The organism is Wolbachia endosymbiont (group B) of Chesias legatella (assembly GCF_964026945.1).
Lineage (GTDB): Bacteria > Pseudomonadota > Alphaproteobacteria > Rickettsiales > Anaplasmataceae > Wolbachia.
Genome location: NZ_OZ034711.1, coordinates 961,832 through 974,979 on the forward strand (window position 1 = coordinate 961,832; position 13,148 = coordinate 974,979).

Sequence of the window (13,148 nt, forward strand, 5' to 3'; positions counted from 1 at the left end):
ATCAAAAGTTATTTAAACTAGTACCTAAGTCTTTCAAATCTATTCTTATAATATCCTTTATATTGAGAGCTTTCTCCTCTGTCACTTTTCCAATACATGAAAAAACTATACCTTTAAACAATTCTTCAAACTTCCGCTGATTTTGCGGGGCAATGGTTACTAATATTCTACTTTGCGATTCAGAAAACATTATTATCTTGTTTATTATGTCTGTATTTTGTGTTTTTCCTATTGGTACTAGTGAAAGATCGATTTCAGCACCAAGGTCTCCTGCAATTAGCGATTTTGCCAAAGCAATAATTAAGCCGCCTAAGTTTGGTGCAATTGCAGAGACAATTATGCCATCTTTTATTGCCTGGTTGTAACGTTCATACAACTTCCTAGCGCTCTTTGCATTAACTTTTGGCACGTTGTTATTATCTATTCCACTATATAACTGATATTCAGATCTACCAAGCTCATCGTGGGTTGTACCAAGCACATATATCAAGTCCCCTGGCATTTTCACATCAAGCGATACCGCATTTTCAATATTGTCTATAACTCCAATTGCTGAAATGAGTAGTGAAGGTGGTGCAGATATCATCACTTTCTCGCCATTTTCATCATATCCCTTAAAGTCGTTAAACATACTATCTTTTCCGGATATAAATGGTGTTTTAAATGCAGTTGCAAAGTCGTAACAAGCCTCTGCAGCTCTCTTTAGTTGCCACAGCCTTTCTGGATTATAAGCATCACACCAGCAAAAATTGTCGAGCAACGCTAGATGATTTATATTTCCTCCTGCAGCTACGTAGTTGCGTATTGCAGTGTCAATCGCACATGCTGCCATGTGATAAGTGTCAATTTCTCCATAACTTGAGCCAAATCCCTGCGATTTTACAACACCTTTGTTTGAAGAAAGGACTGGCCTCGAGACAACAGCTTCACTGCACACTCTTCCCTTGCCTTGCAGTGGTTTCAGTATTGACGATCCTTGAACCTCATGGTCATATTGCACCACTATAAACTCTTTGCTGCGTATGTTTGGTCTGCTTAGCATTTCTTTTAGTGCAAAGGTGTCATTCCAGTGCTTGACACTGGAATCTATCTCAAGCTCAACTCTGCCATCGCACGTATTTTTACATAAAGTTTTAGATTTATTTGCAGACAAAGCCTGCTGGATTCCAGTGTCAAGCACTGGGATAACAGGAGAGAATTCTGGAATGACAGCGTATGGGTTAGATTTTCCAGACCATGGCTTTGTCTGTAAATGCATTTTAGGATTACCATCATGCAGAAATTCAGTTTCGATGTCCATTATTACTGCCCCTGGGGGACATTTAACAACGGCTTTGCCACTTTTGTTGAATTCTCCAATTACACAGACCTCCACATCATGTGTTTTCATGATTTGCTTAAACGCAGGAAGATTTTCTTCTGGCACTGCTAAGGTCATTCTCTCTTGTGATTCTGATATCCATATTTCCCACGGAGCCATACCATCGTTTTTAAGGAGAACCTTGCTCAAATCAACTTCAAATCCGTCTTTTCCCATTTCACCAATGGACGATGATAGACCGCCTGCTCCATTATCCGTTATTGCATTATAAAGACCAAGATCTCTTGCTTTTACGACGGCGTTGGATAATTTTTTTTGTGTTATAGGATCACCAATTTGCACAATTGTTGAAGGGCTGTTTCCCGACAATGCCTCTGAAGAAAAAGTTGCACCGTGAATTCCGTCCCTTCCAACTCTTCCACCAATAATTACGATTTTATCACCGTTTTTGGGTTCTTTTATGTGTGAAGGTGCATTATTTATATTCCGTGGAATAATTCCGATGCTTCCAACAAAAACTAATGGCTTTCCACAGAATCTATCGTCAAAGTATACCGATCCAAGTTGCGTTGGAATACCGGAGCAATTACCAGCAACATTAACACCGTGAATCACTTCTTTCATTATATATTTTGGTGGTAAGATTTTATCAGTACGCTCTTTATCTCTATAAAGTTTGCCTTTTGATTCTTTGGCAAAGCAAAAGTAATAAGTATTCATGATAGGTTCTGCACCTTTGCCAAAACCGACTATATCTCGATTAACTCCAAGCACTCCAGTCATTGCTCCACCGAACGGATCGAGAGCTGAAGGACTATTGTGAGTTTCAACTTTATCTACAATCAAGTAATCGTCATCAAAAATTATTCCTCCTGCGTTGTCGGAGAAAACTGACACGCATATGTTAGAATTTATCTCACGCGTTGCACGCTTAATATAATGAGCATATAGACCATCTTTTATTTCATCAATAGGGGAGCAAAAAATATTGTGTTTACAATGTTCAGACCAAGTCTGTGCCAGAGACTCAAGTTCAATATCATATGGATTTCTACCGAGTTTTTTAAAGTAATCCTTTATAGCTTTCATTGCTGCCAGCGAGAGCCCTAAAGTGCCATTACCATCGATTCCATCTCTGCTGATTTTTTCAAGCTCTTGGTCACTTACATTGAGTTTGACAGATTTTGCTCCATTATTACCTGGTGTCATCCCAGTGCTTGACACTGGAATCCATTCTTTTTTTTCCTGGTCACGCGCTGTAATGACGCCAGGTGGGGTATTTGGTTTACTGTAATACTTCCAATGGCAATTGCCGTTTTCTTTATAGACAAGTGTGCAATATTCAGTAATAGGATTGAATTCCTGTTTTATGTCATCTTCGGTTGGAAAACCTCCTTGACTTAGAATCAATTTTGAACTTCTTGCCTTGATAGAAACACTTTCATCAATGTGGCCTTTGCTCATTAGATATTCTCTAACAATTTGTTTTGCCGTGTTTCCTACGTTATCGGTCATGCCAGGTAAAAAGCTTATCTCCAAGCCCCACTTTTCTTGTGATTCTATGAAGTTATATTGAAGGTTTTCATTGTAGGAATAATAACGGCAGTCTTGTATGACTTTATTATAAAATAGCCCACAAATTTCTTCATGTAATTTTGATGGTAATTCTTTGCTTATGTAAATCAAGTAAACATTAACTACCCTTCTACGGCCAACTTGTTCACATTTATTAAAAACTTCTATTCTGATGTTTGCCATGTAATATTGTGAAAGACTTTAATATATCATAGCATAAGAAACTGCGAGCACATTTATATTTTAAATAATTTCTATACAATAAAAGTGTTGTATTAATTGTTACTGTTAGTGGGAAGAGTTTTTACTGTTAATGTGAATGAGTCCCTTTTTGATGTTCTGGTTCAGCACATATTTTCTGAATATGAAAGAGAAAAAATTCCCGAGATAAAGATCATACTTCCCTGCAAGAGGGATGTGATAGCATTGCTGAGTGCATTCAAGAATTACAGAACTATAATTTTGCCAGAGATAGTTTCACTAGAAAACATTGATGAAGAAGATTTAATATTAAATCTTGATAGAGTTAAAGTTATTAACCCGACAAAGAGAACGCTGCTACTCATTCAATTTATATTGGAGTGGAATAAAAAACACAATGATAGTTTTCCAATCGATCTAGTTTACAGTTTGCCGTCATTACTTCAATATACCCAAATAGCGGATTGTTATCAGCTTGATGAGCATTCAAAGAAAATGGAGAATTTCATAAACTTACTTATCAAAACTTGGAGTAACACTTTAAAAAATTTAGGAGTAGTAGATATACTAAAGCATAAGAGTGACTACATAAACAATATGATAGCCTCCCTGAAGAAAGATCAGCATATGATCTTTATTGGAATTGGAAAGGAGGAGATTTATAAGTTGTTGATTAAAGCTGTATACGACCTGCCATTTGGAAAGATAATTTTACCTAATCTGAATTTGAAAATTAAAGAGAAAGATTGGCAATCACTTGATAAAAAACATTATCAATATTGCCTGAAAGATCTGCTCGATTATTTAAGTATAGGCAGAGAGGATGTAAGTTTTCTGCCAGAAGCTTGTTCTGATGTCATTCCAGTGTCCAGACACTCGGATCCAGAAAACTTAACTTTAAATGAGTGCACCAGGTGGCTGTACAATAGAAACTGGATTCCAGTGTCAAGCACTGGAATGACATCATCTACTACTCAAATTACCTGCAAATTACAATGTTCGTACACTAAAAATCAGAGGGCTGGGATGACAGGCAGTCCTGAACTAGATTATGTCTTTGATACAACTGCCGATCTAAGTAAAGTTAGTAATGGATATATTGGCAATATTGAAGTCATCACTTGTGATTCCAGAGAGGAAGAAGCACAGGTGACGTCACTAATTATGGAGAATGAAGGTTATGAAAACGTTTCTTTGTTTGTTTTTGATAAATTACTTGCAGTTCGTATGGTGTGCCCCATATCGAAAAACTATTCTTATGTGACGCTTCTGCTTTATAGTATTGAGATTTTGAACTCAAAATGGAACGGTGTGGCATTGCTTTCTCTTCTTAAACATAGGCTAGTGACTTTTGGTTACGCTCAAGAAGAGTACACTCGTATTTTATCTGAGTTTGAGATAGAAGTATTGCGTAGCTTTGATATAAATGGTCTTAAGGATATTATCAACGCTATTAGTACTTGTAAAAAGCTAAGATATAAAGAAGATATATTAATTATTATCAGTAGATTAGAAACTATATTTAATCTTTTACTTAATCTTATAAATTATCCTATTTCTGATATAGCAGCAGCTCATTTACAGTGTGTTAATGTGCTTTCTAATGTGAATTTTCTAGAGCTAAATGGTGAAATAGGTAATTTTACTCGTGATTTCTTAAATGCATGTGACGGTATAGCAATTGAGTGTTCCTTAGAGTTATATAGTCAAATCCTGATATTATTTTTAAAAAGGAAGTTTTTTTCTCCAGAAAATAACTTTGATAAATTTAGCTTATATCAAAATAAAGTTGTAATACTTGCTGGATTTAATGATATACCAAATTTTCAGAATCCGTTTTTGAGTGCACTGAATAGAGAAAAATTTAACCTTCCTTCTGTGCAAGAAGAGCAAGGGTACTTTTTGTATACTTTGCGCAATTTATTTGGTGCCGGCAAGGTTTATATTACGAGGCTAGTGAGTGATAGAAAATCAATTCTATTGCGCCGTTTGGAAGTTCTGTTACAAGAACCAAAATATCCTTATCGCAATTGGCTAAGAATATTAAATACACCTGAGTGCATTGTTCCATGTACTCAGCCTATGCCAAAACCTCAAGCCAAAGTCAGAGAAGGAAAAATGCAAGTGATGTCTTGCAGTGCGGTAGAAAAACTGATTCGTAACCCTTATTCATTTTATGTTGAATACATACTGAACCTTAGACAGTTGAAAGACTTAAATTTTAAGCCATCGATATTGGAGTTTGGCACTATGGTACACAATATTCTTGCAAGATATTTACGCAACGAAAAGTCGCTGATGAGTATTGCACGAGAAATATTCTCGTCTAATCGATTCCACTTTTCAAATATGTGGTGGGTAAGGTTGCAGAGGATAATTCAATCTTTTGTTGAGTTTGATAGGACTGGAAACAATCAAGTTGAGTTGGAGAAGAGCTTTTCCTATCCGATATTTCATATTCCAGCGCGTGACACACAACTGCGCGGATGCTGTACAACTTCCACTAAGAATAAGGGTGTCATCCCAGTGCTTGACTACTTGGATCCAGAAAATTTGATTGCAAATGAACACACCAGACAATTGTGTAATAAGAGCTGGTCAGATACTCGAATGACAGAAGAAATTTTATTGACAGCAAGATGTGATAGAGTTGAGTATCTACCAGGTGGGCAAGTAGCAATTATAGACTATAAACTTGGTTCACCACCTTCCAATGAGGAAGTTATGTCAGGATTTTTCCCGCAATTAATTTTACAAGCTTTAGCAGTGGAATACACAACAAAAAAAGAAGTCTCGGAGCTTGCTTATTGGAAACTTGATTATGATAAAATAAAGGTTATTGCTTTGAAAGATTATAGACAAAAAATGCATGAATTTCAGAATATTCTACCAGATTTCTTATCTAATTATTTAAGAGATACTACTCCCTTCATTGCCTCTCCTTATTTTGATAAATTCCTGAGATTTAACATCTACAAACAACTAGAAAGGATAGGGGAGTGGTTATAAATTATATCTCCTCTCATCCAGATCAAAATAGCTGGTTGTACAGCTGGTTTACTAAGTGCAGTAGGAGAATTACTAGATTGTGATATAGACTCATCTTTGCTAGACTCAAACAACCATAAAAAAACACTAAAAAGTGATTCAATCAATTTTAGCCATTAAAACTTGAATAGTGGCTAAAATAGCTTTAAATTGTATATTTATTTTAGAGGGGTATATGCCATCACAAAAACAGCTAAATGCGCAGCTAATTGATGCTGCTAAAAAAGGACAGCTAGATTTTGTTCAGCAAGCTATACAGGGTGGAGCAATTATTAATACAATAGATGATGATTATGGGAGAACTGCTTTAATATGGGCTGCTGACAATGGTCAACTAGAGATATTACAATACTTGATAGAAGAGGGAGCAAATGTTAATGCAGAATCTCCGGGAAACATAACTGCTCTAATTCATGCTGCTGCCCATGGTCATCTTGAGGTAGTACAACTTCTAATAGCAAATGGAGCTGATTTAAATGTGAAACGTAAAGGTCAATTCTCTGCCCTAACATATGCTATTGTAAATGGCCATACGGAGATAGCAAAGCTTCTAACTAGATATCATTTAATAGCTAATCTTGATATGTCAATACCTCGCTTACCTCTTCCTACTTGTATACCAGAGTTATCATCTTATTGGTATGACTGTAAGGATGAGCTCAATAAAATGAAGGAAGAAGATAGTGAATTATATAATTTTCTTGTAAGTAAGAGAATTAATGAACAGGTAAGAATTTGGACAGAGAGTGAGACAATACGAAATATTTCACAAGATAGATTAAATATAGAATACTCAATCTATGCTAAAGATTTAACAGGTAAAATAGAATTAGTGATATTTTTTCTTAACAACAGGGAAATAATCAATTCTTTATCGCGGTATTATAAGGTAAGAATTCAAACAATTGATCAGGTAAAAAGGCTACTTGATCGTTTCACAAGAGAACATGTAGAGCTTGAAGTAGAAATTGTTCCAGCACAATTAAACTTTAATACTCAAGAGTTACAACCCCCTAAACTAAAAACATTATCATTTGCACAAATGATTAACAATCATGCAGGATTATTTTCAGCTGCCAAAAATGGTCAATTAGAAACAGTAAGATACCTGATAGAAAAACAGAAAGAAGATATTAATTCAACAGATCACTATGGAAGAACTGCTCTAATGTGGGCTGCTGGAAGTGGCTATTTAGAGGTAGTAAAGTACCTGATAGAAACAGCAAAAGCAAATGTTAATGTGAAAGATGGCTATGAAAACACTGCTCTGAATTATGCTACTAGAAACGGGCATTTAGATGTAAAAGAATATCTGAAAAGTCATATACAAAAAGAGCTACGGAAGAAATACGTCTGCATTGGTGTTAGTGGTATAGTAGGTTATGTTGCAGGTATGACAATATCATGTTCTGCGGGAGCAGTGATTACAGTTTGTGCAGCATCAGCGACCGTTAGTCTAGCGTTAGGTGCAATGTTGGGTTATATGATTGTAGAAGTAAAAAAAGAGAAAGCAAACAAAGGTATAGCTTCTGCGCTTAAAGATGTTTTCACTATTCAAGCTCTAAGTAGAATAGCCTTATAGAGAGTGAAAGTAGGTTTATTGCTTAAGGTTGCATGATTGCCTTAATAACAATAAAAAAATAATAGAAGCAAAAGATATGGCTTGAAAATTTTCTAAGGTCTTCACTAAAAATGTCTCAACTTGACACTGAAATACAATTTGATTTAATTAATTCATATATGTAGTGTCAAGCACTAGAATGAGGAAATATGGATAAAAAAGTTAGAATAGAATCAGATAGCTTAGGAGAAGTAAAAGTACCAAGTGAACATTACTGGGGAGCGCAGACTCAGCGTTCTTTGGAAAATTTCAAAATTGGTACAGAGAAAATGCCAGAGTTTCTGATTAAAGCGCTAGCAATAGTAAAACTTGCAGCAGCACGTGTTAACATGAAGCAGGGTAGCATAGATAATAGAGTAGGGGATGCAATCTGCTCAGCTGCAAAGGAAATAATAGACGGTAAATTTAATAATCAATTTCCACTTGTTGTTTGGCAAACCGGATCTGGAACTCAGACTAACATGAATATGAATGAAGTGATCAGCAATCGTGCAATAGAAATTTTGGGCGGTGATTTAGGTAGTAAGTCTCCAGTGCATCCAAATGATCATGTAAACTGTGGTCAGTCATCAAATGACACTTTTCCAACAGCAATGCATATAGCAGTAGCAGAGCAAATAAACCGCTTGCTTATTCCCAATCTTGAAGAATTATATAAAGCGCTAAATAATAAGGTTCATGAATTTAAAGATATAATAAAAGTAGGGCGTACTCATCTGCAAGATGCAACTCCTCTAACACTTGGGCAGGAATTTTCTGGCTATGCAGTTCAGATTAAAAAGGGAATAGAGAGAGTAAAGTCAACTCTGATCAATGTATATGAACTTGCACAAGGTGGCACCGCGGTTGGCACGGGAATCAATACTAAAAAGGGTTTTGCTGAGGATTTTGCTAAAGAAGTGGCAAAAATCACTAATTTTCCATTTATTTCAGCAAAAAATAAGTTTGAAGCACTAGCAGCAAATGATGCTTTAGTTGAGCTCAGTGGAGCACTCAATACAGTAGCAGTAAGCTTGATGAAAATTGCAAATGATATAAGGCTACTTGGTTCTGGTCCAAGATGCGGAATTGGAGAAATAATGTTACCAGAAAATGAGCCTGGCTCTTCAATCATGCCGGGTAAGGTGAATCCAACTCAATGCGAAGCGGTGACTATGGTATGTGCTCAAGTTATGGGAAATCATGTTGCCGTGACAATTGGTGGCTCAAATGGTCACTTTGAATTGAACGTGTTTAAGCCGGTGATAATTTACAATGTTTTGCAGTCTATAAGACTTTTAGCTGATGCAAGTTTAAATTTTGCAGAGAAATGCGTAGTTGATATTAAAGCAAACGAAGAAAGAATAAAGGATTTACTAAATCAGTCGTTAATGCTAGTTACTATATTAAATACGCATATAGGATATGACAATGCAGCAAAAATAGCGAAGCTTGCTTATAAAGAAAATATCACTCTAAAAGAAGCAGCAGCAAAACTTCAACTGCTCACTGAGGAGGAGTTTGAAAGGATAGTGAAACCAGAGGAGATGGTAGGTTAAACTATAGTATTTTCTAAAATGAATGATAAATTTCCATTATGGTATTACCAACCAAAAGTTGTAAGTCTGTACATTTATACATTAGAGGTCTGAGGCGGCTTTTGATGGTATGCCAACAGTGTTCTATGGGATTCAAATCTGGTGAATATGTTGGAAGATACAGCACATGACAGCCAAAAGACTCTATTAATGATTTTGTTTTAGTGGTCTTATGAAATGTAGCATTATCCATAACTATGGTTGTGCCAAGTGGCAATTTAGGTAATAACATCTTCTCCAACCATATATTGAATACCTCTTTGTCACACCCACCTTTGAAAGTCATTGGTGCAATAAATCTCATTCCAATCCACCCGGCTACTATACTGATTCTCTCTCGAGTTCTCCCTGGAATATCTGCATAAATTTTCTTTCCTCTTGGAGCACGTCCATATTCTCGGTATAACTTATTATCAACTCCTGCTTCATCTATATATAAGATGCTGGAATGGTCTATTTTTGAGATTTTATCAATAAATTGCTGCCTATCTTCTTGATTGCGCTCTTGATATAGTGTGACTTTTTTTTAAAGTAATTTTTAGCTGTTTTAGTCTATACCAAATTGAATTTATTCCAAATCCAAGATTTTGTTTCATCTCTGCCAGAGTATGATCTGGATTCTTTGTAACATATTCTTCGAGTATTTTTGGGTCTATTTTTCGAATAAAGCTACCGTTTTTAGATGGCTTTAGGCTTTCACCAGCAGCTTTCTTTTTTAACCAGCGGTACAGAGTTGCTATTCCTATCTCCATGAGCTCTGCTATCTCAACCTTTGTCTTCCCTTTTTCTATCATCAATACTGCCTTTTCCCTTAAATCCACACTATATGCCATTATAACTCAAATACTTCATTATACCTTTATCATTTACTTTAGGAAATACTATACCACCTTTTTTAGGGTTCTGTCGCATTTGTAGGGAAGTAGAAAGAAGAATGATATAATTGTCTAAAGAAAAAGCAAAGATGTTTCGTATCAATCAAAAATTGTTGCCATATTTCAAAGGATTTAGCTTTTCAGCGGATGTTATCTGTATACATGAAATGTCGATTCTCTTTGAGCTATCGAGATTTGGAAGAAATGATTACTATAAAATTTAAGTTGTGTAAAGGATAAAAAGTTATCCTTTACACAGAGTTCTTTCCCAAATTAGCGATTCCAATCTATTTCTATATGGTAAGTTTAATATAGATTAATACTATGTAAAGCATAATTTTATGTTTACATGAATTTTTCTGAAAGTTCAATTTAGTATTAGCTTTTCAATCTCGTCAACTGCAAGACCAGTGGATTCAACGATTAGGTTAACAGTTACGCCAGCTTTAAGTAGATTTTTTGCTATTTCAATCTCTCTTGTCTTTTTACCTTCCTCTCTACCTTCCTCTTTAGCATCATCAAGTTTTTGAGCAAGAACAGCCTTCTCGTCACGAATACGCTTTATTTCCTGTTCATAGGCTATAAATTCTTTTTCTGACCAGTTAAATTGGTTTAGCTCTTCATATGCTTTTTTGATTATTGCATCACTTCCTATTATTTTTTCTAGCTCTTCTTCACTAGTCTCATCTGCATATTTAAAGAAGTAGACCCATTTCTCGACTATATTTGAAAGTTGATCTTCCTTATTTTTTGGAAATTTTGGCAGTTCAATAAATGTAAAATAAAAATTTTTTAAATCGTGTTCATTAGTCTGTTCATCTCTAATAGTATGATTTGATTTATACTCAGACTTGTTTGGAAACAGAACACAGTCTGCTATAGCAATAAAGATAATTTCTTTAAGATCATGATATTGATCACCTTTATCAGCTTGCCTTGAATACGCTTTAGCAGCATAATATTGAGCACGTTTTTCAAAGCCTTTAGTTTTAGCAACTTGGTCAGGTAAGGAAGCAGTATTACTACTACTCCCTCCCTTAGAAACGCAGCATGCAGGTTTCCCCACACTACGCTTGAGCCCCTTATCTAAGTTCTTCTTTTCTCGAACCGGCTTGTCTTTCATAAATCCTCAGAATACATCAACTTTAGTGGTGACACTAACAGTAGAGAACCTTCTCTTGAAAAGGAGCTTGCTAACATTCTTGTTCGTTTTACTCTCTCATCAAAATACTTTTTCCATTTTAAGTCAAGGGGATTTGCATCCGCTCTGATTTTAACATGTCGTCTGATAGGTATATCAATCAGCTTAAGCAGTCTTAAATACCGTATCTCTTTTGGTTTGTTCTTGCATATGGGTGCAGCAAAGACCCATTGTCGTCACTGCCATTAAGTTAAGGGAAAGAGAAGTTAAGATTGGACAAAAAATTTGAAGTGATTGATAATTATGGTAAATACTAGGGTGAATTTTTAAGAAAAGGGAGTCTGAAAAGTGCAAGTTATTTAAAAAAGTAATAATTGCAGGTTATTTTGCAAAGAATGTACTAATGCAATGATACTGAAAAGATATCTTGAATTTAAAACACATGTTTTCTAGCTCTTTTCTGGTAGTTGAGTGAACGAATATCAGATATCTTATGACGATCAACTCTTCTCCCTTTTCTCACCACTAAAGTGTTCATCAAAAATAACTGTGATAGTCGATACATAATGCAGTCTATGTCTGACTCTGTAGAAAAAATATCAAAGGCTAAGTTTTTAATCGCATTAAATGAGACAGATTTATTGATGCTTTTTTTTAGTTTACTATTCTGTGAGCTCAATGTCTCTTCATCATCTTCTATCATGATACTTTCTAGATTACTGATGAAGATAGTTGACCAAAAATCCTGCTTGATAGTTTCAATACTTTTTCCTGTGAAATTCTCTAAATTTAATCTTCCCTTCAGCCTAGAAAAAAATGTTTCTACTCCCCAGCGCAAGTAATATAATCTCTCAAACTCTTCAACTGTAAAACGTTTCTCATCTAACAGAGATGTTACTAACACTTCAACTTCGCCAGAAGAAAGTATTATTTTGACTAACCTGAATTTCATCTCATCAGGTAATCCTAGCTTTCGTAGCTGTCTTGCTACTTTAATAGGTGCGGTAGACACTACCACCGTACTAGATGGGCTTTCCGGCTTAAACATAGCGTTTATTTCATTGAAAGACGAACTTGAACAGCGAATTATATAATTGATTTTCCTTCCTGTAAGCTCAGCAAGAAATCGATAAGATACGTATCCTCTATCACAGATTAACAAATCGTCTGATTTTATGGATTCAAGCATACCGATTGCTAAATCAACCTCATAGCTGTCACCTCTACTTAGCACAGATTTTATTGCAATATTATTTAGCACATCGTAGCAAACTTCAAAGGTTGCACTTGTATAGTCTTCAAATCTCTGGATTCCATTCCATACTGCTCTTGAGCTAAACTCACCTATTATTTTGTCGCTCTTTGGCAGAATCAGTATTGAAGCATCAAATGCAAGTACTCTGAAGCCATGGTGGGTTTTAAATTCCTGATCTTGGTAGTATAGGGAAACTATATCATCATTTAACTCTGAAAACGCAGTATGTTTTAGCTTCTTTCTTGCTTGAGTAAATGCACTTGCCGTAATTGTATAATCTTTTCTTGTATGCAGAACAAACTCATTAAGCATCACTTGTAATGACTTTACACTCTTTCTAAAAATCAGGAGAAATACATTAACGAAGGGCAGCTTTCTTTTTCGTGAGAAGTCTTTTGAGGATGCTCTGTGTGCGTTTATAAAGTTTAAACTCATCAATTTATTTTTTATAAACATGATTATTCTTTTTTTTACTCATGTCATTACTTCTTTTAATTTGTGAATCTTACCTGATTTTATAATACAGTTCATCAC

8 protein-coding genes and 1 pseudogene are annotated in these 13,148 nt (G+C 35.3%); 4 read left to right on the forward strand and 5 right to left on the reverse strand.

The window, feature by feature from the left end:
- Window position 1: 1 nt before the first annotated feature.
- Window positions 2-3,079, reverse strand: a complete 3,078-nt coding sequence (locus tag AAGD65_RS04425) for a phosphoribosylformylglycinamidine synthase subunit PurL (protein WP_264683369.1) — start codon at window positions 3,077-3,079, stop codon at window positions 2-4.
- Window positions 3,080-3,187: 108 nt separating this feature from the next.
- On the opposite strand from AAGD65_RS04425, the gene AAGD65_RS04430 reads away from it, so the two are divergent.
- The 3 genes from AAGD65_RS04430 to fumC all read left to right on the forward strand — a co-directional run bounded on the left by AAGD65_RS04430 (window position 3,188) and on the right by fumC (window position 9,304).
- Window positions 3,188-6,106: a PD-(D/E)XK nuclease family protein gene (locus AAGD65_RS04430; RefSeq protein WP_265042279.1), complete on the forward strand. Its 2,919-nt coding sequence runs from the start codon at window positions 3,188-3,190 to the stop codon at window positions 6,104-6,106.
- Between the two features lie 214 nt (window positions 6,107-6,320).
- Window positions 6,321-7,727, forward strand: a complete 1,407-nt coding sequence (locus AAGD65_RS04435) for an ankyrin repeat domain-containing protein (RefSeq protein WP_264683366.1) — start codon at window positions 6,321-6,323, stop codon at window positions 7,725-7,727.
- Between the two features lie 188 nt (window positions 7,728-7,915).
- Window positions 7,916-9,304: a class II fumarate hydratase gene (fumC, locus tag AAGD65_RS04440; RefSeq protein WP_264683365.1), complete on the forward strand. Its 1,389-nt coding sequence runs from the start codon at window positions 7,916-7,918 to the stop codon at window positions 9,302-9,304.
- A gap of 13 nt (window positions 9,305-9,317) precedes the next feature.
- On the opposite strand, the gene AAGD65_RS04445 is transcribed toward fumC, so the two are convergent.
- Both AAGD65_RS04445 and AAGD65_RS04450 read right to left on the reverse strand, forming a co-directional pair.
- Window positions 9,318-9,818: an IS630 family transposase gene (locus AAGD65_RS04445; RefSeq protein WP_306794344.1), complete on the reverse strand. Its 501-nt coding sequence runs from the start codon at window positions 9,816-9,818 to the stop codon at window positions 9,318-9,320.
- 10 nt (window positions 9,819-9,828) lie between these two features.
- Window positions 9,829-10,176 (reverse strand): transposase, encoded by a 348-nt coding sequence (locus AAGD65_RS04450; protein WP_264336399.1) that lies wholly within the window; start codon window positions 10,174-10,176, stop codon window positions 9,829-9,831.
- A gap of 131 nt (window positions 10,177-10,307) precedes the next feature.
- On the opposite strand from AAGD65_RS04450, the pseudogene AAGD65_RS04455 reads away from it, so the two are divergent.
- Window positions 10,308-10,437, forward strand: a pseudogene (locus AAGD65_RS04455) (IS6 family transposase); the annotation flags it as partial.
- Window positions 10,438-10,585: 148 nt separating this feature from the next.
- On the opposite strand, the gene AAGD65_RS04460 reads toward AAGD65_RS04455, so the two are convergent.
- Window positions 10,586-11,341 (reverse strand): Rpn family recombination-promoting nuclease/putative transposase, encoded by a 756-nt coding sequence (locus AAGD65_RS04460; protein WP_264683363.1) that lies wholly within the window; start codon window positions 11,339-11,341, stop codon window positions 10,586-10,588.
- Between the two features lie 451 nt (window positions 11,342-11,792).
- The gene (locus tag AAGD65_RS04465) at window positions 11,793-13,070 is read right to left on the reverse strand and encodes an IS4 family transposase (RefSeq protein ID WP_264683173.1); all 1,278 of its coding nucleotides are present in this window, start codon (window positions 13,068-13,070) and stop codon (window positions 11,793-11,795) included.
- Between the last annotated feature and the right edge of the window lie 78 nt (window positions 13,071-13,148).

What these genes read in the sequence shown, in the direction of transcription:
- AAGD65_RS04425 (WP_264683369.1), bottom strand. Translation starts at nt 3,079, where the DNA reads ATGGCAAACATCAGAATAGAAGTTTTTAATAAATGTGAACAAGTTGGC.
- AAGD65_RS04435 (WP_264683366.1), top strand. Translation starts at nt 6,321, where the DNA reads ATGCCATCACAAAAACAGCTAAATGCGCAGCTAATTGATGCTGCTAAA.
- fumC (WP_264683365.1), top strand. Translation starts at nt 7,916, where the DNA reads ATGGATAAAAAAGTTAGAATAGAATCAGATAGCTTAGGAGAAGTAAAA.
- AAGD65_RS04450 (WP_264336399.1), bottom strand. Translation starts at nt 10,176, where the DNA reads ATGGCATATAGTGTGGATTTAAGGGAAAAGGCAGTATTGATGATAGAA.
- AAGD65_RS04460 (WP_264683363.1), bottom strand. Translation starts at nt 11,341, where the DNA reads ATGAAAGACAAGCCGGTTCGAGAAAAGAAGAACTTAGATAAGGGGCTC.
- AAGD65_RS04465 (WP_264683173.1), bottom strand. Translation starts at nt 13,070, where the DNA reads ATGTTTATAAAAAATAAATTGATGAGTTTAAACTTTATAAACGCACAC.